This window comes from Streptomyces canus (assembly GCF_030815415.1).
GTDB classification, from domain to species: Bacteria; Actinomycetota; Actinomycetes; order Streptomycetales; family Streptomycetaceae; genus Streptomyces; species Streptomyces canus_F.
Genome location: NZ_JAUSWW010000001.1, coordinates 6040760 through 6064324 on the forward strand (window position 1 = coordinate 6040760; position 23565 = coordinate 6064324).

Annotated in this window: 14 protein-coding genes, 1 rRNA gene and 3 pseudogenes; 14 read left to right on the top strand and 4 right to left on the bottom strand. The window is 70.1% G+C overall.

The window, feature by feature from the left end; translation table 11 throughout:
- Positions 1-119 precede the first annotated feature (119 nt).
- Together QF037_RS28085 and QF037_RS28090 are read left to right on the top strand one after the other, a co-directional pair.
- Positions 120-3752, top strand: a complete 3633-nt coding sequence (locus tag QF037_RS28085) for a glycosyltransferase family 2 protein (protein WP_307029857.1) — start codon at positions 120-122, stop codon at positions 3750-3752.
- Positions 3749-5239 carry a DUF5719 family protein gene (locus tag QF037_RS28090; RefSeq protein ID WP_307029859.1) on the top strand — a complete coding sequence of 497 codons (1491 nt, stop codon included), beginning with the start codon at positions 3749-3751 and terminating at the stop codon, positions 5237-5239. The genes QF037_RS28085 and QF037_RS28090 overlap by 4 nt, the downstream gene beginning before the upstream one ends.
- A gap of 6 nt (positions 5240-5245) precedes the next feature.
- On the opposite strand, the gene QF037_RS28095 is transcribed toward QF037_RS28090, so the two are convergent.
- The gene (locus tag QF037_RS28095; RefSeq protein WP_307037397.1) at positions 5246-5689 is read right to left on the bottom strand and encodes a metallopeptidase family protein; all 444 of its coding nucleotides are present in this window, start codon (positions 5687-5689) and stop codon (positions 5246-5248) included.
- Positions 5690-5984: 295 nt separating this feature from the next.
- Between QF037_RS28095 and QF037_RS28100 the strand changes: the two genes are divergently transcribed.
- The 8 genes and pseudogenes from QF037_RS28100 to QF037_RS28135 all read left to right on the top strand — a co-directional run bounded on the left by QF037_RS28100 (position 5985) and on the right by QF037_RS28135 (position 13517).
- Complete coding sequence (locus QF037_RS28100; RefSeq protein WP_307029861.1) at positions 5985-6404, top strand: DUF3499 domain-containing protein; 420 nt, start codon at positions 5985-5987, stop codon at positions 6402-6404.
- Positions 6405-6579: 175 nt separating this feature from the next.
- Positions 6580-7453: pseudogene (locus QF037_RS51480) on the top strand (L-lactate permease); the annotation flags it as partial.
- A 331-nt stretch (positions 7454-7784) separates the two neighbouring features.
- A pseudogene (locus QF037_RS51485) lies at positions 7785-8132 on the top strand (L-lactate permease); the annotation flags it as partial.
- Positions 8133-8233: 101 nt separating this feature from the next.
- Positions 8234-9598 carry a phosphomannomutase/phosphoglucomutase gene (locus QF037_RS28115; RefSeq protein WP_307029863.1) on the top strand — a complete coding sequence of 455 codons (1365 nt, stop codon included), beginning with the start codon at positions 8234-8236 and terminating at the stop codon, positions 9596-9598.
- Between the two features lie 243 nt (positions 9599-9841).
- On the top strand, positions 9842-10012 hold the full coding sequence (locus QF037_RS28120; RefSeq protein WP_078936097.1) for a Trm112 family protein: 171 nt from the start codon (positions 9842-9844) through the stop codon (positions 10010-10012).
- 87 nt (positions 10013-10099) lie between these two features.
- Complete coding sequence (locus tag QF037_RS28125) at positions 10100-11227, top strand: SIS domain-containing protein (RefSeq protein ID WP_307029865.1); 1128 nt, start codon at positions 10100-10102, stop codon at positions 11225-11227.
- Positions 11228-11268: 41 nt separating this feature from the next.
- The gene (manA, locus tag QF037_RS28130; RefSeq protein ID WP_307029867.1) at positions 11269-12420 is read left to right on the top strand and encodes a mannose-6-phosphate isomerase, class I; all 1152 of its coding nucleotides are present in this window, start codon (positions 11269-11271) and stop codon (positions 12418-12420) included.
- A 116-nt stretch (positions 12421-12536) separates the two neighbouring features.
- Complete coding sequence (locus QF037_RS28135; protein ID WP_307029869.1) at positions 12537-13517, top strand: cation diffusion facilitator family transporter; 981 nt, start codon at positions 12537-12539, stop codon at positions 13515-13517.
- Positions 13518-13562: 45 nt separating this feature from the next.
- Here QF037_RS28135 and lepB read toward each other — a convergent pair whose 3' ends face one another.
- Together lepB and QF037_RS28145 are read right to left on the bottom strand one after the other, a co-directional pair.
- The gene (gene lepB, locus QF037_RS28140; protein ID WP_307029871.1) at positions 13563-14240 is read right to left on the bottom strand and encodes a signal peptidase I; all 678 of its coding nucleotides are present in this window, start codon (positions 14238-14240) and stop codon (positions 13563-13565) included.
- 116 nt (positions 14241-14356) lie between these two features.
- A complete protein-coding gene (locus QF037_RS28145; protein WP_307029873.1) occupies positions 14357-16414 on the bottom strand; it encodes a fructose-specific PTS transporter subunit EIIC in 2058 nt (685 codons plus the stop codon).
- Positions 16415-16884: 470 nt separating this feature from the next.
- On the opposite strand from QF037_RS28145, the gene ahcY reads away from it, so the two are divergent.
- Positions 16885-18342, top strand: coding sequence for an adenosylhomocysteinase (gene ahcY / locus QF037_RS28150; RefSeq protein WP_307029875.1), 1458 nt, complete (start codon positions 16885-16887; stop codon positions 18340-18342).
- A 134-nt stretch (positions 18343-18476) separates the two neighbouring features.
- Positions 18477-19092: pseudogene (locus QF037_RS28155) on the top strand (hypothetical protein).
- Positions 19093-19117: 25 nt separating this feature from the next.
- On the opposite strand, the gene QF037_RS28160 reads toward QF037_RS28155, so the two are convergent.
- Positions 19118-20053: an RDD family protein gene (locus QF037_RS28160; RefSeq protein ID WP_307029876.1), complete on the bottom strand. Its 936-nt coding sequence runs from the start codon at positions 20051-20053 to the stop codon at positions 19118-19120.
- 130 nt (positions 20054-20183) lie between these two features.
- Here QF037_RS28160 and QF037_RS28165 point away from each other — a divergent pair, with 130 nt between their 5' ends.
- Together QF037_RS28165 and QF037_RS28170 are read left to right on the top strand one after the other, a co-directional pair.
- Positions 20184-21191, top strand: coding sequence for a stage II sporulation protein M (locus tag QF037_RS28165; RefSeq protein ID WP_307029878.1), 1008 nt, complete (start codon positions 20184-20186; stop codon positions 21189-21191).
- 558 nt (positions 21192-21749) lie between these two features.
- Positions 21750-23275: ribosomal RNA gene (locus QF037_RS28170) — 16S ribosomal RNA — on the top strand.
- Positions 23276-23565 lie beyond the last annotated feature (290 nt).

Genomic DNA, 23565 nt, shown 5'->3' on the forward strand with positions numbered 1-23565 from the left:
ACAGGCGGCGGGCCGTCCTCATGCCCAGCCGATAGTGTGGGCGCTCGTCCGAGACGCCCCGCTGTCCCCTGGGGGCACAGGCGTCCACCGCAGTCCACCGAACCGGGGCCCGTACCTCGATGTCCGTGCACAGCCACACGGCAGCTCACGACGCTGCCACTCCCGAGTTTCCGCGTCATGTGGTGACCGCGGTCCTCGTCTCCCACGACGGCGCCCGCTGGCTGCCCGACGCGCTCGCCGGGCTGCTCGGCCAGGAGCGCCCCGTCCAGTTCGCCATGGCCGCCGACACCGGCAGCGCGGACGAGTCCGCGCAGCTGGTCACCCAGGCCCTCGGACCGGACCACGTGCTGCACCTCGCCCGCCGCACCGGCTTCGGCCAGGCCGTCGAGGAGGCCAACCGCAGCGCGCCCCTCCTCACCCCCGAGGAGCTGCCGTACCTGAAGCGGCCCAGCGGCTGGGACCCCGTCACGCGCACGTGGCGCGACGACGCCTACGACCTGCCCGAGCTCCCGCACGGAGAGCCGGTGCAGTGGCTGTGGCTGCTGCACGACGACTGCGCCCCCGAACCCGACGCCCTGGCCCAGCTGCTGAGGGTCGTGGAGAACGAGCTGGAGCTCGGCCGGGACGACGTCGCCGTCGTGGGCCCCAAGCTCCGCGGCTGGTACGACAAGCGGCAGCTGCTCGAGGTCGGCGTCACCATCGCCCACTCCGGGCGCCGCTGGACCGGCCTGGACCGCCGCGAACAGGACCAGGGCCAGCACGACCACGTCCGGCCCGTGCTGGCCGTCTCCACCGCCGGCATGCTCGTGCGCCGCGACATCTTCGACCAGCTCGGCGGCTTCGACCGACGGCTGCCCCTGATGCGCGACGACGTCGACCTGTGCTGGCGTGCCACGGCCGCCGGCCACCGCGTCCTCGTCGCCCCCGAGGCGGTCGTACGCCACGCGGAGGCGGCCTCCCGCGAGCGCCGCGCCGTCGACTGCGTGGGCCGCACCGCGGCCTCCCCGCACAAGGTCGACAAGGCGGGCGCCGCCTACACCCTGCTCGTCAACAGCCGTACGGCCGTGCTGCCCTGGGTCCTGCTGCGACTCGTCGTCGGCACGGTGCTGCGGACGGTCGCCAACCTCGTCGGCAAGGTCCCCGGACAGGCCCTCGACGAGATCCGCGGCCTGCTCGGCACACTGCTGCGGCCCGAGCGGATCATCGCCGGCCGCCGCAGGCGCGGCACACCGGTGGTCGACAAGGGTGAGATGCGGCCGCTGTTCCCGCCACCCGGCGCGACCGTGCGGGCCACCGTCGAACAGGTCGCCGGCGACCTGTTCGGCAGCTCCGACCCCGAAGCCACCTCAGGAGCGGGACGGCACGGCGGCGCGGTCGAGTCCGGACCCGGCGGCGACGACGCCGACTTCCTGGAGATCGAGCAGTTCGCCCGCGTCAAGCGCATCGCCCGCAAGCCGGGACCGGTGCTCTTCCTGGTGCTGCTGCTCGTCTCACTGGCCGCCTGCCGTGCACTCCTCGGCGCCGGCGCGCTCACGGGCGGCGCCCTGCTGCCCGCCCCGGCCGACTCCGGCGAACTGTGGTCGCGCTACCTCGACTCCTGGCACGCGGTCGGAGCCGGAGGAGCCACGTCGGCGCCGCCGTACCTGGCGTTCGTCGCGATGCTCTCCTCCCTGCTGTTCGGGTCGACGGGCCTCGCCATCACGGTCCTGCTCGTCTGCTCGGTGCCACTGGCCGGCGTCACCGCCTACTTCGCCTCCCGCCCGCTCGTCGAGTCGCGGCTCCTGCGCGCCTGGGCGGCCGTCGTCTACGCCTTCCTGCCCGCCGCCACCGGCGCGCTCGCCGGCGGCCGCCTCGGCACCGCCGTCCTCGCGATCCTGCTGCCGCTCATCGCCCGCGCGGGCATCGCGGCATCCGGCCTCGCGAACACCTCGGACGCGCGCGGCAGTTGGCGCGCCACCTGGGCGTACGCCCTGCTGCTGACGGTCACCACCGCGTTCACGCCGATCATCTGGCCCCTCGCGCTGCTCCTCGGCCTCGGCGTCCTGGCCGTGCGCCGCGCCGACATCACCGCCTACGGCCTGCGTTTCCTGGCCCAGCTCGGCACGCCCCTGCTGATCCTCGCGCCCTGGTCGCTCACGCTGCTCCCGTTCGGGTTCTTCGACGAGGCGGGCCTCGCGTACGGCTCCTCGGCCGCCTCCGCCCTCGACCTGCTCGGCGCCAGCCCCGGCGGCCCCGGCACGGTCAGCGGGCTGATGCTCATCGGCGTCGTGCTGGCCGCGCTGGCCGCCCTGCTGCGCTCGGAGCGTCAGTTCGGCATCTGGACGGCCTGGACGGTCGCCCTGGCGGGCCTCGTCTTCGCGGTCCTGTCCAACGGCTCGGCCTGGGCGGGCCCGGCCACCCTCGTCTACGGCCTCGCCCTGCTGGCGGCCGCCGTGCTCGGCGCCGACGGCGCACGCGCGCGTGTCGCCGAACAGAGCTTCGGCTGGCGCCAGCCGGTCGCCGCGCTGATCGCCTTCGCCGCCGCAGCGGGCCCGCTGCTCGTCGCCGCCGGCTGGATGCTCGGCGGCGCCGACGGCCCCATCAAGCGACGCGACCCGGTCCAGGTGCCCGCGTTCGTCGCCGAGGACAGCAACAACCGCGACCGGGCCCGCACCCTCGTCCTGGACAGCGACTCCACCGCCCACGTCGGCTACATGCTGGTCCGCGGTTCCGGCGCCCGGCTCGGCGACGCCGAACTCACCGCCGCCGACGGCGAGAACAGCCGCCTCGACAAGGTCGTCGCCAACCTCGTCGCCGGTTCCGGCGCCGACCAGTCCGACCAGCTCGGCAAGTTCGCGGTGCGCTATGTCCTGGTCCACAAGGGCGCCCCGCGCGAGGTCACCCGCGTCCTGGACGCCACCCCGGGCCTGACCCGGCTCAGCGAGCAGAACCGCAGCGCGCTGTGGCGCGTCGACCAGGACGTCGCCCGCGCCACCATCGTCAGCGGCTCCGGCGCCCCGACGCTCGTCGCCGCGGGACCCGTCGAGATCCACACCACGATCCCGGCCGGCGCCGACGGCCGCACCCTGCGCCTCGCCGACACCGCCGCCGAGGGCTGGACGGCCACCCTGGACGGCAGGCCGCTGACCGCCAAGACGGTCGACGGCTGGGCCCAGGGCTTCGAACTACCGGCTTCCGGCGGCAGGCTGGACGTCGTCTACGACGACCCGATCACCCACACCGCCTGGCTGTGGGTGCAGGGTTCCCTCGCGGTCGTCCTCGTGGTGCTCGCCCTGCCGGGCCGGCGCCGCGACATCGACGACGACCTCCCCGAGGAGGAGCGCGCGATCCCCGCCCAGGCGGTGGAGGGCGAGGGCCGCCGCGCCCGCCGTCTGCGCGCCCAGGCCGAGGCCGAGGAGGCCGCCCAGGGCGACGAGCCCGTCTCTCCTCCTTCGGAGGAGACCCCGGTGCCCGTTCCGCAGCAGCAGGCCTACGGGATGGACCAGGCGAGTTACCAGGGCGCCGAGTACCACGCCTACGGCGGTGACCAGTACCAGGCCGCCCAGCAGTACCCGGCGGGCGGCTACGACCAGCAGAGCTACGCGGACCCCTACCAGGGCGGCCAGTACGACCCGTACGCGTACGGCGGACAGGCGCAGCAGCCGTCGTACGACCAGTACGGGCAGCCGTACGACCAGGGTTACGACGCGACGTACGACCCGGCGCAGCCGCAGCAGCACGGCGGCGAGCACCCCGACGGGAGCCAGCAGTGAACCGCACCACCGTGTCCCTGTTCGCCTGTGTGACCGCCCTCGCCGCCGTCACCGGGTTCGCCACGCTCACCTCGCCCGACGCGTCCGGCACGGACACCGCCACGACCGCCACCGAGCTGCCCGTGGAGCGCACGAGCCTGTTGTGCCCGAGCCCGAGCATCTCCGACCTCGCCGAGACGTCGTACACGTCCTTCACGCCCGTCACCAAGGGCGCGGGCAGCGACGGTGAGGCCGAACTCGTCTCCGCCGCGCAGGAGTCGCAGGACGGGAAGAAGTCCGGCAAGAAGAAGGCCGACAAGCCGGTCCTCACCCCGAAGGAACCCGGCACCCCGGTGACGGGCGACACCTCCGGCGGTGACTCCCCGGCGCTCATCGGGACCGCCGAGGGCCAGTTCGCGCCCGGTTGGACCGTGCAGGAGACCACCGAGGTCGCCGCCGGCACCGGACGCGGCCTGCAAGGCGTCAACTGCACCGCGGCCGACACGGAGTTCTGGTTCCCCGGTGCCAGCACCGACGCGGACCGCACCGACTACGTCCACCTGACCAACCCCGACGACTCGGCGGCCGTCGTCGACGTCGAGCTGTACGGCAAGGACGGTGCGCTGGAGGCCCCGGCCGGCGAGGACATCACCGTCCCGCCGCACTCCAGCGAGCCGATCCTGCTGTCCACGCTCGTCAGCGACAAGCAGACCAACCTGACCGTGCACGTCAACGTCCGCAGCGGCCGGGTCGGGGCCGCCGTACAGGCCCTCGACGACAAGATCGGCGGCGACTGGCTGGCGGCGTCCACGGACCCGGCGGGCAGTCTCGTGCTGCCGGGCATCCCCAAGGACGCCACCGATGTGCGCCTGGTCGTCTTCACGCCGGGTGACGCCGACGCCGACCTGAAGGTGCAGCTCGCCTCGCCGTCCGGGCTGATCACGCCCGCCGGGAACGAGACCCTGCACGTCAAGGCGGGCATGACGACCGCGGTCGACCTGGGCGACGTCATGCGCGGGGAGGCCGGTTCGCTGGTGCTGACGCCGACCGACGAGTCCGTGCCGGTCGTCGCGGCGGTCCGGGTCACCCGTGGCAAGGGTGACCAGAAGGAGACCGCTTTCATTCCGGCCACGCGCGCGGTGGGCACGCGCGCGACGGTCGTCGACAACAGTGCCAAGGGCACCACGCTGTCCCTCGTGGCCCCCGGCCGCGGCGCGCAGGTCGAGGTGACCGCGTCGGCGGGCAGCGGCGGTGGCAAGGCGGCCTCGAAGACGTACACGATCAAGGGCGGCACCACGCAGGACATCGAACTGCCGGTCCCGAGCGGTCTGAAGGGCACGTACGCGCTGACCGTCGAGCCGGTGTCGGGCGGCCCGGTCTACGCGGCCCGGACCCTGACGGACACGCAGGACGGTGTCCCGGGCTTCACGGTGCAGACGCTGCCGGACGACCGGGGCATGGTCGAGGTGCCGCAGGCCGATCAGGACGTGTCGGTGCTGCAGAGGTAGGGCCGGTCAGTCCTCGCCGTAGCGCGGGTCGACGGTCTCGGGCGTGAGGCCCAGCAGCTCGGCGACCTGTTCGACGACGATCTCGTGCACCAGGGCCGCGCGTTCGTCGCGGCCCTTGGTCCGGATCTCCACGGGGCGCCGGTACACCACCACGCGCCCGGGACGTCCCTCGCGCGCGGGAATCGTGCCGCCGAGGGGGACCGCCTCGTCGTTCCAGGTCTCGCCCTCCAGCCGGGGTACTTCCAGCACGAGGAAATCGATGTCGGCGAGCTGCGGCCACCGTCGTTCCAGGCGCTCCACGGAGTCCTGCACCAAGTCCGCGAACGCGTCGGCACGGCTTGCCGCGAGCGGTACCTGGGGCGGGGCGATCGGGCCACGCATGCCCCTGCCGTGGCGATCACGTCGGCGGGGCCCGGGGGCGGCGGCACGGGGCGGTACGGGGTTGTCCATCACTGGTGAAGCGTAGTCCCCGGCGGGGCCGGGTGCCCGGGGCCCACGCGGTGCCCGGACGGTGTTCGGCCGCCACATACGGCATGTCGCGGGATGACCATTCCGGCCAAGGTTGGGCTCGATTCCGTATCTCTCCGAGACCGGTGATCTCAAGGCAATTGACCGTGTTTGTACCGGCTGATGATCGGACCGCAGCTCGTCCGAGATCTTGGAAAGCGGTGTCTATGCAGGTCAGTGAGGTGTGACCGGAGAGGCGTGTGGGGCGTTTCACACCACGACACGGTGGAGTGACCTGGTGGAGAGTCGTCGCGGCCCGCTCAGGAGTGCGGTACCGTCCAACATCGTGAGCCCTGTACGTCGCTGTTCGCGCACCGCTTGCGGCCGCCCCGCCGTCGCGACGCTGACGTACGTCTACGCCGACTCGACCGCGGTCCTCGGCCCGCTCGCCACCTACGCGGAACCCCACTGCTACGACCTGTGCGCCGAGCACTCCGAGCGTCTCACCGCCCCCCGTGGCTGGGAGGTCGTCCGGCTCCTCGACAGTTCGACCCCCGCCCGTCCCAGCGGTGACGACCTGGAAGCGCTTGCCAACGCGGTCCGCGAGGCGGCACGTCCGCAGGAGCGCGCCGCACAGGCCGGCGGAGGACGTGCGGCGGACCCGATGGAGGTCGCTCGCCGCGGCCATCTGCGGGTGCTGCGCTCGCCCGACAGCTGAGCCGGTTCTCCCAGGCTCGCCCGACTGCCCCGTTCTTGTGTGCGTTCGGTGCACATTCCGCTCAGTGACGCACGCCCATTGACGACCGCTTGGCGCGGACACGACCATTCCGGAAGCCGAAACGAGAAATCGCTTTCCGTATAACGGAATCGGAATCGGAATCGGGGAGGCGCCCGTGTACGTCCAGGAACTGGAACCCGTCGCCGACTCACTGGGCCTGTCCGCCCTCGTCGCCACGCTGCCCCTGGTGATCGTCCTCGTCCTGCTCGGCGGCGTCCGCCTCAAAGCCCATCTCGCGGGCCTCACCGGCCTTCTGGCGGCCGTTCTGGTCGCCTGGCTCGCGTACGGCATGCCCCTGGGACAGACGCTCTCCAGCGGCGCCCAGGGAGCCGTCTTCGGCCTCTTCCCCATCCTGTGGATCGTCGTCAACGCCCTGTGGGTGTACCGGATGACGGTCCGCACCCGGCACTTCGACATGCTGCGCCGCTCCTTCGGGCGGCTCTCCGACGACCCGCGCATCCAGGCCCTCGTCGTCGCCTTCTGCTTCGGCGCCCTCCTGGAAGCCCTCGCCGGCTTCGGGGCGCCCGTCGCGATCTGCTCGGTCATGCTCGTCGCGCTCGGCTTCGACCCGGTGCGCGCGGCGGTCGTCGCGCTGGTCGCCAACACCGCGCCGGTCGCCTTCGGCGCGATGGGCACACCGGTCGTGACGCTCGCCCAGGTGACGGAACTGCCCCTGGACACCGTCGCGTCCGTGGTCGGGCGGCAAACCCCGCTGCTGGCCCTCGTGGTGCCGCTCGTGCTGGTCTACCTCGTCGACGGGCGGCGCGGCCTCAGGCAGACCTGGGTGCCCGCCCTGGCCTGCGGAACCGCCTTCGCCGTCGGCCAGTTCGTCGCCTCCAACTACGTCTCCGCCCAACTCGCCGACATCGGCGCCGCCTTGCTCGGCGCGGCCGCCCTCGTCGCCGTCCCCCGCGGCCGCGTGCCCGCCACCGAGTCCGTACGCGCGTCCGTGCTGACTGGCGTCCGCAGCGAGGAGTTGGACGAGAAGGAGGGCCTGTGCCGCTCATCACCCCTGACGGGAGGACGAGCGGCACAGGCCCCGGTGCTACGACTGGCCCTTCGTCAACCACCCGTCCAGAGTGGAGCGGGCTTGCTGCTCGGACCACTGATGGCTTCGGTGGGGCCAGGCTGCGTCCAACTGCTCGGCGAGCAGTAGGGACACGATTGACTGCGCCCCCCCACCTAGCGCGGTCGACACCCCGTACAACCGGGTCCACCGGACGTATCCGGAGTTGTGCCTTCAGGGGCTCGCGCGCTGGGACGGTCAACGTAGCATCGGCGCACCGGGGTTGAGCCCACTCCAACTCGATCGAGTGAACGGCGCCGATAGGGCTGGCCTTCCTGTCCCCGGTGCTGGGCTGGTTCGGCGTGGCCGTCTCCGGCTCCGACACCTCGGCCAACGCCCTGTTCGGAGCGCTCCAGGTGACCGCGGCCCGCGAGTCGGGGCTGTCGCCGGAGCTCCTGGCCGCCGCGAACAGCTCGGGCGGCGTCCTCGGCAAGATGATCTCCCCGCAGAACCTCACCATCGCCTGCGCCGCCGTCGGTCTGGCCGGCCGCGAGGGGGACCTGCTGCGCAAGGTGCTGCCCTGGAGCCTGGGGCTGCTGCTGGTGATGTGCCTCATCGTCGTCGGGCAGAGCTCGCCGGTTCTGGCGTGGATGCTGCCCTGACCTGAGGTTACGTCCAGGTTCCACTCAGGGGACGCACGGCACCGCTGTCGGTGGGGGCGGGTAGTTTGGGGCGACCGACCGACTTTGAGAAGGGTTAGGCCGTGGCTGCTGATCTGTCACAGCTCGTGAAGGCGTACGACGTGCGCGGTGTCGTTCCCGACCAGTGGGACGAGACGCTGGCCGAGCTCTTCGGGGTCGCCTTCGTCCGGGTGACCGCGGCGACCGCGATCGTGGTCGGGCACGACATGCGGCCCTCGTCCCCCGGCCTGTCGCGTGCCTTCGCGCGCGGGGCGGCCGCGCAGGGCGTCGACGTCACCGAGATCGGCCTGTGCTCCACCGACCAGCTGTACTACGCCTCGGGCGCGCTGAACCTGCCGGGCGCGATGTTCACGGCCTCGCACAATCCGGCCCAGTACAACGGCATCAAGATGTGCCGCGCGGGCGCCGCCCCGGTCGGCCAGGACACGGGTCTCGCCGAGATCCGCGAACTGGCCGAGGGCTGGATCGACTCGGGCGCCCCGGCCCCGGCGGCCACGCAGGGCACGGTCAGCCGGCGCGACACGCTGGAGGACTACGCGGCCCACCTGCGGGGCCTGGTGGACCTGACCTCCATCCGCCCCCTGAAGGTCGTCGTGGACGCGGGCAACGGCATGGGCGGCCACACGGTCCCCACGGTCTTCGCGGGCCTGCCCCTGACCCTCGTCCCGATGTACTTCGAACTGGACGGCACCTTCCCGAACCACGAGGCCAACCCCCTCGACCCGGCGAACATCGTCGACCTGCAGAAGCGGGTGCGCGAAGAGTCCGCCGACCTGGGCATCGCCTTCGACGGCGACGCCGACCGCTGCTTCGTCGTCGACGAGAACGGCGACCCGGTCTCCCCGTCCGCGATCACCGCCCTGGTCGCTGCGCGCGAGCTCGCCAGGAACGGCGGCAGCGGCGTGATCATCCACAACCTGATCACCTCCTGGTCGGTGCCCGAGGTCGTCGAGGAGCACGGCGGCACGCCGGTACGCACGCGGGTGGGCCACTCCTTCATCAAGGCCGAGATGGCGAAGTCCGGCGCGATCTTCGGCGGCGAGCACTCCGCCCACTACTACTTCAAGGACTTCTGGAACGCCGACACCGGCATGCTCGCCGCCCTGCACGTCCTCGCCGCCCTCGGCGGCCAGGAGGGCACCTTGTCCGCCCTCGTGGCCGAGTACGACCGCTACACCGGCTCCGGCGAGATCAACTCCACGGTCGCCGACCAGACCGGCCGCCTGGCAGCGATCCGCGCCGCGTACGAGTCCCGGGAAGACGTCACCCTGGACGAGCTCGACGGCCTCACGGTCAGCGCCTCCGACTGGTGGTTCAACGTCCGCCCGTCCAACACCGAGCCCCTCCTGCGCCTCAACGCGGAGGCACGGGACGCGACGACGATGGCGAAGATCCGGGACGAGGTACTGGCGATCATCCGCGCCTGACGCCACGCGCGTGGACGATGCCCTTCGGGCCGACGGGGGTCCAGGGGCGGAGCCCCCTGGAGCGGGGTCGAAGGGGCAGCGCCCCTGGGGATGGGAACGGGTAAGGGCGGCGGGCACGAAAACCCACCAGCTGCCCCACCCACCACCCACCCTGTCCCCAACCCCCACCCCCACCCCGCCACCGGCGGTACCCTGACCAGGCACATCCGCACAGGCACTTGCCCGCCCCCGAAGGGACACCCCATGCCGCTCGAAGCCGGCCTCCTGGAGATCCTCGCCTGCCCGGCCTGTCACGCCCCCCTCGAGGAGCAGGACACCGAGCTGATCTGCACCGGCCAGGACTGCGGCCTGGCATACCCCGTCCGCGACGGCATCCCCGTCCTCCTCGTCGACGAGGCCCGCCGCCCCGCGTAAGCCACCCCCGGCGACCAGCCGCAGGGAGCGCCGGCAACGGCGACCCGAGTGACCGACGAACCCGGCGATCGCAGGAGGCTGCCGCCCATGCTCGACGAATCGCTGCTCGACACCCCCGAGGCCCTCTCGGCGGCCGACCGCCGAGGCCTGCTCCGCGGCGCCGCCGAAGCAGGCGCCCGAGTCCGCACCGCGGCGAGGCACACCGCCGAGGCCGGCGTCAACGAACTGAAGCCCGACGGCCGTCCCCGCGCGGTCCTGATCGCGGGCCCCGGCGCCGCCGCCATCTGCGTCGCCGACCTCCTCGGCACCCTCGCCGGCGCCGGCAGCCCCGTCATCCGCCTGGCCCCCACCGGCGTGGCCCCCGCGGCCGGCGCCCTGCGCTGGGAACTCCCGGGCTGGACGGGCTCGGTCGACGTGCTCCTGATCGCCACCTCCGACGGCACCGAACCGGGCCTGTCCCTCCTCGCTGACCAGGCCTACCGCCGCGGCTGCACGGTCGTCGCCGTGGCCCCCGCGAGCACCCCGCTCACCGAGGCCGTACAAGGCGCCCACGGACTCTTCGTACCCCTGGCGACGGCCCCCTACGACGAGGGCGAAGCCCTCGCCGCGTCCGCCCCCGGCATCCTGTGGGCCCTGCTCACCCCGCTGCTCGCGATCCTCGACCGCACCGGTCTGGTCACCGCCCCGCCGGACGTCCTGGAGAAGGTCGCCAACCGCCTGGACCACATCGCCGAACGCTGCGGCCCGGCCATCGCGACGTACAGCAATCCCGCCAAGACCCTGGCCACCGAACTCGCCGACGCGCTCCCGGTGATCTGGACGGAGGGCGTCTCGGCCGGTCCGGCGGGCCGCCGGTTCGCCGCCGCCCTCGCCGAACTCGCCGGCCGCCCCGCCGTCGTCGCCGAACTGCCCGAGGCGCTCGCCGCGCACAACGCCCTGCTCGCCGGACCGCTCGCCGCCAGCGCCGACCCGGACGACTTCTTCCGCGACCGCGTGGAGGAAGCACCGGTGATGCACGCGCGCGCGGTGCTGCTGCGCGACCGTCCCCTCGGCGGTCTCTCCGCCGCGCCCGCCGCCCGTGAGCTGGCCCTGAGCCACGACACCCCCATCAGCGAGCTGGAACCGGAGGAGGGCGGCGAACTGGAGACCCTCGCGGAACTGATCGCCATCACGGATTTCACCGCGGTTTACCTGGCGCTCGCTTCCGGCACCTGATCATGCCCAGGCCGTTCTGACCGTCGTACAGAAAGAACCCCATGGACCGCCTCGACAACACGATCCGCCCCTACGCCTGGGGTTCCACCACCGCCATCCCCGCACTGCTCGGCGTCGCCCCGAGCGGCGAGCCGCAGGCGGAGATGTGGATGGGCGCCCACCCGGGCGCACCCTCGCGCACCGGACGCGGCACGCTGGTCGAGGTCATCGAGGCCGACCCGGAGCGCGAGCTGGGCGCGGACGCCGTCACCAAGTTCGGCCCCCGCCTGCCCTTCCTCCTCAAGATCCTCGCTGCCGGAGCCCCGCTCTCCCTCCAGGTGCACCCCGACCTGACGCAGGCCAAGGAGGGTTACGAGGACGAGGAGCGCCGCGGGATCCCCGTGGACGCCGGTCACCGCAACTACAAGGACGCCAACCACAAGCCCGAACTCATCTGCGCGCTCACCGAGTTCGACGGCCTGTGCGGCTTCCGCGCCCCTCTCGAGGCCGCCGGCCTGCTCGCCGGCCTCGGCGTGGACTCCCTCAAGCCGTACGTCGACCTGCTGCACGCCCACCCCGAGGAAGCGGCGCTGCGCGAGGTCCTGACGGCCGTACTCAGCGCGGACCGCGAGGAGATGGCCCGTACGGTGACGGAGGCCGCGGCCGCCTGCGCCCGCCTCGGCGGCGGGTACGCCCCGTACGCGGACATCGCCCACCACTACCCGGGCGACCCGGGCGTCATCGCCGCGATGCTCCTCAACCACGTCCGGCTCCAGCCCGGCGAGGCCCTGTTCCTCGGCGCCGGCATCCCGCACGCCTACCTGAACGGCCTCGGCGTCGAGATCATGGCCAACTCCGACAACGTCCTGCGCTGCGGCCTGACCCCCAAGCACGTCGACGTCCCCGAACTCCTGCGCATCGTCCGCTTCGAGGCCGCCGACGCGGGGGTGCTGCGCCCCGAGGCGTCGCCGGACGGCGAAGAGGTCTACGAGACGCCGATCGACGAGTTCCGGCTGTCTCGGTACGTCCTCCCCGAGGGCGGCGCCGCCCACGACCTCACCCGTGCCACCCCGCAGATCCTGCTGTGCACGGCGGGTTCCGTCCGGGCGGGGGAGCACGAGCTGAACCCCGGTCAGTCCGTCTTCGTTCCCGCAGGTGGGAAGGCCGAAGTGACCGGGGCGGGCACCGTCTTCAGGGCCACTGTGATCGTATGACCGGGGCTGTGGACACCTGACACACCTCTGCCCGGAAGGGCTGCAACAATGGCCCACTGGCAAAGGACGGGCAAAGGCCTGGACTGCGTGGACATACGAAGGGACAACGCGAACACATGAGCGCGTCAGGCGGAACCAAGGCGATCGTGGCGGCACTTGGCGCCAACCTCGCGATCGCGGCATCGAAGTTCGTGGCGTTCCTCTTCAGCGGCTCGTCGTCGATGCTCGCCGAGTCCGTCCACTCCCTCGCCGACTCCGGGAACCAGGGCCTGCTGCTGCTCGGCGGCAAGAAGGCCCAGCGCGAGGCCACCCCGCAACACCCGTTCGGGTACGGCCGCGAGCGCTACATCTACGCCTTCCTCGTCTCCATCGTGCTCTTCTCGGTCGGCGGCATGTTCGCGGTCTACGAGGGCTACGAGAAGATCAAGCACCCGCACGAGATCGAGCACTGGTACTGGCCGGTGGGCGTCCTCGTCTTCGCGATCATCGCCGAGGCCTTCTCCTTCCGGACGGCCATCAAGGAGTCCAACGGCCTGCGCGGCCGGCAGTCCTGGAAGCAGTTCGTCCGCCACGCCAAGGCGCCCGAGCTGCCGGTCGTCCTCCTGGAGGACCTGGGCGCGCTGATCGGCCTGATCCTCGCCCTCGGCGGCGTCGGCCTGGCCCTGGCCACCGGCGACGGCGTCTGGGACGGCATCGGCACCCTCTGCATCGGCATCCTGCTCATCCTCATCGCGCTCGTCCTGGCCGTGGAGACCAAGTCGCTGCTCCTTGGTGAGTCCGCGGGCATCGAAGCGGTCCAGAAGATCGAGGCCGCGATCGTCGACGGCGACGTCGTCACCGGCATCATCCACATGCGCACGCTCCACCTCGGCCCCGAGGAGCTCCTGGTCGCCGCCAAGATCGCCGTCCAGCACGACGACACGGCCACCGAGGTCGCCAACGCGATCAACGCCGCCGAGGCCCGTATCCGCGAAGCCGTTCCGATCGCCCGCGTGATCTACCTCGAGCCGGACATCTTCAGCGCGTCCGAGGCCGCCAAGGGCGCTGACCGAGAAGCGACACCCGGAGGACCGGCGCAGCACGACGCCGGCCACTGACACCCACCGAGGGGCCCACCGGGATTCCGGTGGGCCCCTCGGCTCTCAGACCCGCGCCGCCCAGGGCGGCGGTGGCGGCACCACGGCCCGCGCCCTCCGTCGTACGACCATCGCGGCGATCCCCAGCCCAGCAGCGACCAGCACGAGCACCACGCCGGCGATCATCGCCACCCCGAGGACCACCGGCACGGTGTAGTCGTCGATCACCCGCCCCCGGATCGCCGACGTCGGCAGCGTCCCGCCGCGATCGTCGAGAAAGGCCCGCGAGTCACGGGCGTTCGCACGGTGGTCGCCCAGCAGGAACAGCCGCCCCTCGGGCACCCGCACGTCGTAGGCGGGATATCCGCCGCCGGCCTCCGCGCCCTTGAGATACGGCTCCCGCAGCGGCTCCCCGTTCAAGGTGACCCGCGCGTCCCGCGCCTCCCCGGTGCAGCACGCCACCCGGTCCCCGCCCACCCCGACGACCCGCTCGATCACCAGCGCGTCAAACCCGTACCGGTCCGGCGCCGAGAACACCACGACGTCCCCGCGCCGCACCTCGCTCCCGTCGATCCGCTCGAAGACAACCCGATCCCCCCGCCCGAACGTCGGCGCCATGCTCTCGCCCGACACGACGGAACCCCCGAAGGCATACCGCCCGTAGACGACGCCGCCCAGTCCCGCCAGCAACCCCACCAGCCCCACCACGACGGCCGCGATCCCCAGCCCCCGAGCCCTGCCCATCAGGCCACTCCCTCCCCACACGGAACATCCGCGGCGGCAGAGAGTAGCGCCCCGCTGCGAACGGGGCGTGCGGGCCGCACCCCGGTGGCCGCGGCCCGCACTCACCCGACCCCGCCCTACCGGATCTCGCCCAGCACCTCGAGCACCGCCCGCTCGTCCGGCGCCGCGGTGAGCCGCTCCCGGATCCCGGCGTCCATCAACTTCCGCGACAGCAGCGCCAGAATCCGCAGATGCTCGTCACCCGCGGCCGCCTCCGGTACGGCGATCATAAACACCAACCTCGCCCGCGTACCGTCCAGCGACCCCCACTCGATGCCCTCGGCGGATCGGGCGAACCCGACGACCGGCGCGCTCACCGCGTCCGTCTTGGCGTGCGGAATCGCGATCTCCTCACCGAGTCCGGTCGTGCCCTGCTCCTCACGCCGCAGCGCGGTCGCCACCAGCTCGTCCATGTCCGCGACCTTGCCGGTCCGCGCCAGCAGCCCGGCCATCTCGCGGACGGCGGCCTCCTTGTCGACCGCGTCGAGCTCGGTCTTCACGGTCTGCTCGGTGACATACCCGGAGAGAACCTCCGCGCTCGCGACGGGTGCCGCCACGGAATCGCGTACGACCTTCTGCGCTACGACGGTCCCGCCGCCACCCGGCGCCCCGCCCGCACCCGCTCCGACCAGCACCGGCTCGGGCCCGGCCGCCGGCGCCCCGACGACGGCCTCGCCGCGCCGCCTCCGCTCGCTGATGTCGACAAGGGCGACCGTCGTGAGCGCGGTGACGACCGTTCCGATCACCACGGCCACGAAGAACATCGGCACACCGCTCACCGCACCCAGCACCGCCACGATCGGCCCGCCGTGCGGCACCGCGTCCTCGACCCCGGCGACCCCGGCGATCGCACCGGCCACCGCGCCGCCCAGCATGTTCGCCGGGATGACCTGCGCGGGCCGCGCCGCCGCGAACGGGATCGCTCCCTCGGATATACCGAAGCAGCCCATGAACAGGGCGGCGAGCCCGGTCTCCCTCTCCTGCTCGGTGTAGAGCCGCTTGCGTATCAGCGTGGCCAGGCCCTGACCCAACGGCATGACCGGGATCGCGGCCGCGCACATGCCCATGACCGTCTGATTGCCGGTCGCGATGAGCCCCGTGCCGAACAGGAACGCCGTCTTGTTGACCGGCCCGCCCATGTCGAAGGCGATCATCAGCCCGAGAATCGCGCCGAGCAGGATCGCGCTCGTGCCCGTCATCCCGCTCAGCCAGCTGGTCAGGTGCTCGAACACCCAGGAGATCGGCTTCCCGATGACGTAGATGAAGAACAGCCCCAGCACCGTGGTCGCCACGATCGGGATGACGATGATCGGCATGATCGGCTGCACGAACTTGGGGACCTTGACCTTCTTGATCCACAACACCAGATACCCGGCGAGGAACCCGGTCACGATCGCCCCGATGAACCCGGCACCCGCCTTGGAGTCGTACAGCGAACCGGTGTTGGCGATCCAGCCGCCGATCATGCCGGGTACGAGGGCGGGGCGGTCGCCGATGGCGTACGCGATGTACCCCGACAGGATCGGCACCATCAGCGTGAAGCCGATGACGCCGATGTTGTTCACGTCCATCCAGAAGGAGCCCTTCGGGATGACCAGACCCCCCGACGGGTCCGTGTGTCCGCCGAGCGAGAGCGAGATCGCGATCAGCAACCCGCCGACCACCACGAACGGGATCATGTAACTGACCCCGTTCATCAGCGCCTTGTACCCGACGCTGCGCTCCTTGCCACCGCCCGCGGCGGCCGCGTGCGCGCTCGCTCCGTCCGGCTGGTGCACGGGTGCCGACCGCACCCGCTCGATCAACTGCTCGGGACGGTGGATCCCCTCCGCCACCCCGACCGTCAGGACCCGCTTGCCCACGAAACGGCTCAGGTCCACATCCTTGTCCGCGGCGACAATGACGCCGTCCGCGGTGCTGACATCGTTGTCATCGAGTATGTTTTCGGCCCCGATCGACCCTTGCGTCTCCACCTTCATGTCGATGCCGCGGCTCTCGGCAGCCTGCGCGAGCTTCTCGGCCGCCATGTACGTGTGCGCGATGCCGGTCGGGCAGGCGGTCACCGCGAGCAGCCTCAACCGCTGCTGCTCGCCACTGCCGCCGCCCGTGGGGGGAGGGCCGGCCGGACTGGTCACGTCGATCTCCTAACGCCATTGTTCGCACGGAACGCCGTCCCGGACGCCCCGCAAGATCGATCAGCTGTTCCCGATCCCTTGCATCCTGCAGCACGTGCCGCCCCGCTCAAAGGTGCAAAAGTCCCTGATTGTCACGGCCTGTTGGCTCCTGGTCCGGCGATCGTGGGTGTCCTGTTATCGATGGCGCGGCCACCTCGACCCCCTCTCGTGGCTGCCTCGTGATCGGCTCGATGTGTTCGGAGGTGGACTGGGGGCGCCCGGGTGTACCGGTGTAGCTTGGGACGGAGCCAGACGTCGCTGCTGATGGCGGTCGGGCGATCCCGATGCGGATCGACCGAGGGAGAGAGGGCCTCCGACGGACTGCGCTGCGCGCACCGGGCATGCCTGTGTCCTCTTTCGGGCACCCCTGTGTCCGCCGCCGCGCAGACCAGCCGTGTCCACCTCGCCCCAACCTTGAGGAGCAGCCCGTAATGACGACTGTCGACAACCGACAGGACTTCAAGGTCGCCGATCTCTCCCTGGCCGAGTTCGGCCGCAAGGAGATCACTCTCGCCGAGCACGAGATGCCCGGCCTGATGGCGATCCGCAAGGAATTCGCCGCCACCCAGCCGCTGGCCGGCGCCCGCATCATGGGCTCCCTGCACATGACCGTGCAGACCGCCGTCCTGATCGAGACCCTGGTCGCTCTGGGCGCCGAGGTCCGCTGGGTGTCCTGCAACATCTTCTCCACCCAGGACCACGCGGCCGCCGCCGTCGCGGTAGGCCCGAACGGCACGCCCGAGAACCCGCAGGGCATCCCCGTCTTCGCCTGGAAGGGCGAGACCCTGGAGGAGTACTGGTGGTGCACGGAGCAGGCTCTGACCTGGCCGAACACCCCCACCGGCGGCCCGAACATGATCCTCGACGACGGCGGTGACGCCACCCTCCTCGTCCACAAGGGCGTCGAGTACGAGAAGGCCGGCAAGGTCCCCTCGGTCGACACCGCCGAGAACGACGAGCACCGCGTCGTCCTCGAACTCCTGAACCGCACCATCACCGACGGCTCCCAGAAGTGGACCCAGCTCGCCTCCGAGATCCGCGGCGTGACCGAGGAGACCACGACCGGCGTCCACCGCCTGTACGAGATGATGCGCGACGGCCTCCTCCTCTTCCCGGCGATCAACGTGAACGACGCCGTCACGAAGTCGAAGTTCGACAACAAGTACGGCTGCCGCCACTCCCTGATCGACGGCATCAACCGCGCCACCGACGTCCTCATCGGCGGCAAGACCGCGGTCGTCTGCGGCTACGGCGACGTCGGCAAGGGCTGTGCGGAGTCTCTGCGCGGTCAGGGCGCGCGCGTCATCATCACCGAGATCGACCCGATCTGCGCCCTCCAGGCGGCGATGGACGGCTACCAGGTCACGACCCTCGACGAGGTCGTCGACAAGGCCGACATCTTCATCACCACGACCGGCAACAAGGACATCATCATGGCCAGCGACATGGCCAAGATGAAGCACCAGGCCATCGTCGGGAACATCGGCCACTTCGACAACGAGATCGACATGGCCGGTCTCGCCAAGATCCCCGGCATCGTCAAGGACGAGGTCAAGCCCCAGGTCCACACCTGGAAGTTCCCCGACGGCAAGGTCCTGATCGTCCTGTCCGAGGGCCGTCTGCTGAACCTGGGCAACGCCACCGGTCACCCGTCGTTCGTGATGTCCAACTCGTTCGCGGACCAGACGCTGGCCCAGATCGAGCTGTACACCAAGCAGTCGGAGTACCCGATCGGCGTCTACACGCTGCCCAAGCACCTGGACGAGAAGGTCGCCCGCCTCCACCTCGACGCGCTCGGTGTGAAGCTGACGACGCTGCGCCCGGAGCAGGCCTCGTACATCGGCGTCGACGTCGACGGGCCGTACAAGCCGGACCACTACCGCTACTGAGCACTCTCCTCAGCAGCAGGACCTTCGAGGCAGGCCCCCGCACCCCCGTGCCGGGGGCCTGCCCCTTTGGCCGCTCCGGCCCGACCAGCCCGTGCCGCTATGCCCGGACCAGCCCGTCAAGACCCAGGACCCCCATGCCCCGCGGCCGCTATTCGCTCCATGATCCGCACGATCACACCTCCCTCGCAGAAGAGCACTTCCACTGCGCCCCCGGCCCCTCCGGCTGGCGCTACGTCGCCCAGCTGACGAACCCCGCGGGCGACCACTCCGGCTCCGTCGACCTGGCCCTCGACGAGCTCGGCCGCCCCATCCGTCTGGAACTCCACTCAGCGGGCTGGCAGGTACGCGGCGCCGCTCTCGACGGCGTCACCTGGGTCCGTACAGACCCCACCGGAGCTCACCGCCACGGAAGGCAATGTCCCCGCCCACGCCTTCACCGGCACATCCCCCGCATTCCTCATCGCCACCACCCGTCTCCTACGCCTCACCCCTTCCGCATCTGCCACCCGCGTACGACTCGTCGCCTTCACGGATCCGGTCCTCGCCCCGCGCACCGTGGACCAGTCCTGGGCGCTGATGAAAAGCGAAGCACACGCCACTGACAACGGCCCCCTGACCGTGGACGAATACCAGGTCACAGCCCTGGACACGGGAGAGCAGCACACCGTGCACATCGCCGGGGACGTGGTCCTGTCGGCTCCCGGCATCGAGTTGGAGGACCTCGAATCACCGCCGTCCGTCTTCGTGTGAGCAGGGGGCGGTACGGCGGTACGGCTTACGCAGGAGGCGCGAACCCGGTACCAGGACGCTCAGGCGACGGCGTCTCCCGCGTCCCCGCGGGCCCGGCGCCGGGTGCCGGAGGCGCTGCGACGGGACCGTAGTAGGGAGGCGGAGCAGGGGTAGCCGCAGCCGGTGAGAGCGAAGGTGGCTGAGCAGGCTGCGTTCCGTACGCCGCCGCCGATCCGTTCCCGAAAGCCCGCCGAGCCTCCCGGGCCTGGCGCTCCTGCACCACCGCCGCGAGATACGCCGCCGGCGGAACGCCCTGCGGCGCCGGGGTCCCCGTACGTGCCGAGACGTCCGCGGCGAGCCGCTCGGCCATCGCCCAGCCGACCTGCGGGTCCAACTGCTGCATCCGCCCCAGGTACTGCCGGATGGCGAGCCACAACCCGTCCGGAACGGCGGACAGGTCCAGCCCGGAGAAACGTCCGGCCAGCCAGGGCGGCGGCGGAGGCAGGAATCCCGTGTGCGCGACCGGAACCCGCTCCCGTACGACCAGAGTCCCCGCGAACACGTCCCCGAGCCGTCGCCCCCGCGCCGAGACGAGCGACGCGACACAGGCGACGACCCCGAGCGTCAGCAGGATCTCGATGACACCGATCCCGCCGCGCACCAACGCATGCCGGAACCGGATCGGTCCGCCGTCGTCCCGCACCACCCGCAGCCCGCACGCCAACTTCCCGAGCGAGCGACCGTGGCTGAGCGTCTCGACCGCGATGGGACCGCCCACCATGACCAGCACGAACGCCGCCAGAGACACCGCGAACTGAGCCGCCTCGTCCAGGGAAGCCGTGGAAGCCACCAGCGCGATGGTCACGACCACGTAGACGATCACGCCCACCAGGAGATCGAGCAGCACGGCCAACGCCCTGCTCGGCAGCCGCGCAGGACGCAACTCCAGCGCCACCGCCTCGCCCGTCACCAGCTCATTCACGTCCGCCGTCCTTCCCCTGACCCGCCCCGAGAACGGCCAGTCTGCCAAGCTGAGGGCGCATCGCACCGCAGTACGACAAGCTGACACCCACGACGAGTCGCCGACGAGCAGCCGAGGAGCAGCCGAACCGATGGACCTCGACGTCTTCGTCTCCGCTCACCGAGCGGAGTGGGATCGCCTCGACGCCTTGCTCCGACGCCAGCGGCGGCTGACCGGCACCGAGGCCGACGAACTCGTCACTCTCTATCAACGCACGGCCACCCACCTCTCCCTGATCCAGTCCAGTGCCCCCGACCCACAGCTGACGGGCCGGCTCAGCCAACTCGTGGCACGCGCGCGTAGTGCCGTGACAGGCACCCGTCGCGCATCCTGGCGCGACGTCACGCGCTTCCTGGCGTACGGCTTTCCCGCGGCGGTCTACAGAGCACGCCATTGGTGGGTCCCCACCGCGCTTCTCTCCACAGCCGTGGCAGCCCTCCTGGGCTGGTGGATCGGCACCCACCCGGAAGTGCAGGCCACCATCGCGGCCCCCAGCGAACTCCGCGAGCTCACCCGCCCGGGCGGGCAGTACGAGTCGTACTACTCGAGCCACCCCGCGGCCTCCTTCGCCGCCCAGGTCTGGACGAACAACGCGTGGGCCGCTGCGCAGTGCCTGATCCTCGGGGTCTTCCTCGGCCTCCCGGTCCTCTGGATCCTCTTCCAGAACATGCTCAACCTCGGAGTCGGCTTCGGCCTGATGTCCTCGGCAGGCCGCCTCGACACCTTCCTCGGCCTGGTCCTGCCCCACGGTCTGCTGGAGCTGACCGCGGTGTTCGTCGCCGCGGGAACAGGCATGCGCCTCGGCTGGACCGTCATCGACCCGGGCCCACGCACGCGTCGAGCCGCGCTCGCAGAGGAAGGCCGAGCGGCGATCGGCATGGCCATCGGCCTCGCCCTGATCCTCTTCATCTCCGGAGCCATCGAAGGCTTCGTCACCCCGTCCGGCCTGCCCACCTGGGCGCGCATCAGCATCGGGGTCGTCGCCGAACTGGCCTTCCTCGCGTACGTCTACATCCTCGGCGGGCGCGCTGCCCGCGCCGGAGAATCGGGCGACGTCGCGGAGGCCGAACGCAGCGCCACGGTCCCCATGGCGGCCTGATGTGCGTACGGGGCGGCTGAGCTGCTAGTGTCCTCTTCGCCCCGCAGGAACCGTTGACACGGAGAGAGCGGGGAGGTAGATTTAAACAGTTGCCTAGAACTGGATCTAGTCCGGTCGGCAGCAGTGAGTGTCTGTCTGCTTCTTGAAACATCGTTTCGAAGAAGCCCCTCCCGATAATTCGGAAATGAGCGGCCGGTCAGTCCGGCCCGGAACTTCTGATAAAGTCGGAGCCGCCGGAAAGGGAAACGCGAAAGCGGGAACCTGGAAAGCACCGAGGAAATCGGAGCCGGAAACGGTCTGATAGAGTCGGAAACGCAAGACCGAAGGGAAAAGCCCGGAGGAAAGCCCGAGAGGGTGAGTACAAAGGAAGCGTCCGTTCCTTGAGAACTCAACAGCGTGCCAAAAATCAACGCCAGATTAGTTGATACCCCGTCTCCGGCCGTCATGGTCGTAGATGAGGTTCCTTTGAAGAAAAACACAGCGAGGACGCTGTGAACCATCGGCTTATTCCGCCGGTGGTTCCGCTCTCGTGTGTGTGCACCCGATTACGGGTAAACATTCACGGAGAGTTTGATCCTGGCTCAGGACGAACGCTGGCGGCGTGCTTAACACATGCAAGTCGAACGATGAACCACTTCGGTGGGGATTAGTGGCGAACGGGTGAGTAACACGTGGGCAATCTGCCCTTCACTCTGGGACAAGCCCTGGAAACGGGGTCTAATACCGGATACCACTACCGCAGGCATCTGTGGTGGTTGAAAGCTCCGGCGGTGAAGGATGAGCCCGCGGCCTATCAGCTTGTTGGTGAGGTAATGGCTCACCAAGGCGACGACGGGTAGCCGGCCTGAGAGGGCGACCGGCCACACTGGGACTGAGACACGGCCCAGACTCCTACGGGAGGCAGCAGTGGGGAATATTGCACAATGGGCGAAAGCCTGATGCAGCGACGCCGCGTGAGGGATGACGGCCTTCGGGTTGTAAACCTCTTTCAGCAGGGAAGAAGCGAAAGTGACGGTACCTGCAGAAGAAGCGCCGGCTAACTACGTGCCAGCAGCCGCGGTAATACGTAGGGCGCAAGCGTTGTCCGGAATTATTGGGCGTAAAGAGCTCGTAGGCGGCTTGTCACGTCGGGTGTGAAAGCCCGGGGCTTAACCCCGGGTCTGCATTCGATACGGGCTAGCTAGAGTGTGGTAGGGGAGATCGGAATTCCTGGTGTAGCGGTGAAATGCGCAGATATCAGGAGGAACACCGGTGGCGAAGGCGGATCTCTGGGCCATTACTGACGCTGAGGAGCGAAAGCGTGGGGAGCGAACAGGATTAGATACCCTGGTAGTCCACGCCGTAAACGGTGGGAACTAGGTGTTGGCGACATTCCACGTCGTCGGTGCCGCAGCTAACGCATTAAGTTCCCCGCCTGGGGAGTACGGCCGCAAGGCTAAAACTCAAAGGAATTGACGGGGGCCCGCACAAGCAGCGGAGCATGTGGCTTAATTCGACGCAACGCGAAGAACCTTACCAAGGCTTGACATACGCCGGAAAGCATCAGAGATGGTGCCCCCCTTGTGGTCGGTGTACAGGTGGTGCATGGCTGTCGTCAGCTCGTGTCGTGAGATGTTGGGTTAAGTCCCGCAACGAGCGCAACCCTTGTCCTGTGTTGCCAGCATGCCCTTCGGGGTGATGGGGACTCACAGGAGACCGCCGGGGTCAACTCGGAGGAAGGTGGGGACGACGTCAAGTCATCATGCCCCTTATGTCTTGGGCTGCACACGTGCTACAATGGCAGGTACAATGAGCTGCGAAACCGTGAGGTGGAGCGAATCTCAAAAAGCCTGTCTCAGTTCGGATTGGGGTCTGCAACTCGACCCCATGAAGTCGGAGTTGCTAGTAATCGCAGATCAGCATTGCTGCGGTGAATACGTTCCCGGGCCTTGTACACACCGCCCGTCACGTCACGAAAGTCGGTAACACCCGAAGCCGGTGGCCCAACCCCTTGTGGGAGGGAGCTGTCGAAGGTGGGACTGGCGATTGGGACGAAGTCGTAACAAGGTAGCCGTACCGGAAGGTGCGGCTGGATCACCTCCTTTCTAAGGAGCATCTAGGCCGCCAAGCTTGCTTGGTGGTCCAGGGCCATTACGCAGGCAAACGTTCTGCGGTGGTTGCTCAAGGGTGGAACGTTGATTATTCGGCACTCTCAGTCATCTCGGGCTGCCAGTACTGCTCTTCGGAGCGTGGAAAGCTGATCACGAGTGGCGAGGGTGCCGGGCACGCTGTTGGGTGTCTGAGGGAATGAACCCCCTCGACGCCGGCCCCAGTGCACTCGAACCGGATGGTTCGGGGTGATGGGTGGCTGGTCGTTGTTTGAGAACTGCACAGT